This is a genomic window from Rhodococcus jostii NBRC 16295 (assembly GCF_001894825.1).
Lineage (GTDB): Bacteria > Actinomycetota > Actinomycetes > Mycobacteriales > Mycobacteriaceae > Rhodococcus_F > Rhodococcus_F jostii.
Map to the genome: position 1 here is coordinate 1 of NZ_BCWY01000267.1, position 723 is coordinate 723.

Here is a 723-nt window from a genome sequence, read left to right on the forward strand (position 1 = left end):
GACTGCAGTCGTTGCAGCGCAGGCCCTTTCGGCGGCGTTGTTCGCCCGTGAACGCACCGGGGAGGGGCAGCACATTCGCCTGTCGATGCTCGAGGCGGTGCTCTCGTTCCTGTGGGCATCGGACATGGGCGCCTACACATTCCCGGACCAGCCCGTCCCGCTGGAGAAGGGCGGGAGTTTCATCGACTTGATCTACCAGACCGCGGACGGCTACATCACCGTCGCCACCAACAGCAACGGTGAATGGCAGAGCATGTGCAGAGCCCTCGATCACGCGGAGTGGATCGACGACGAGCGGTTCTCCACCCCGGTGGGCCGATCGAAGCACATCAACGAACGTTTGGAACTCATCCAATCTGTGCTGCTGGACAAGAGCTCTGCCGAGTGGTTGACCGTGCTCGACACCTTCGACGTACCGGCCGCTCCGATCCTCACACGGGCCGAGGTCATCGAACACCCGCAGGTCAAGGCCGCCGAGATCATCATCGAATCCGAGCACCCCGCAGCCGGACGCGTGCGGCAGGCACGAGTGGCGGCCCGATTCCTGGGCACCGTCCCGGATGCCCCCAAGGGCGCGCCGCTGCTCGGGCAGCACAATGCCGAGGTCCTCGCGGAGATCGGCTACAGCAACGACGAAATCGCTTCGCTCGCTGCACAGAACATCATCGGAACCGAACAGGACGCCACCGCCGGCGCCCTGGCCTGAAGGGAAGTGCTGGACAG

At 64.7% G+C, this 723-nt stretch carries 1 protein-coding gene; it reads left to right on the plus strand.

The window, feature by feature from the left end:
- The coding region (locus tag RJ1_RS45125) for a CoA transferase (protein WP_143169627.1) at nt 1-706 on the plus strand (706 nt) is incomplete at its 5' end.
- Nucleotides 707-723 lie beyond the last annotated feature (17 nt).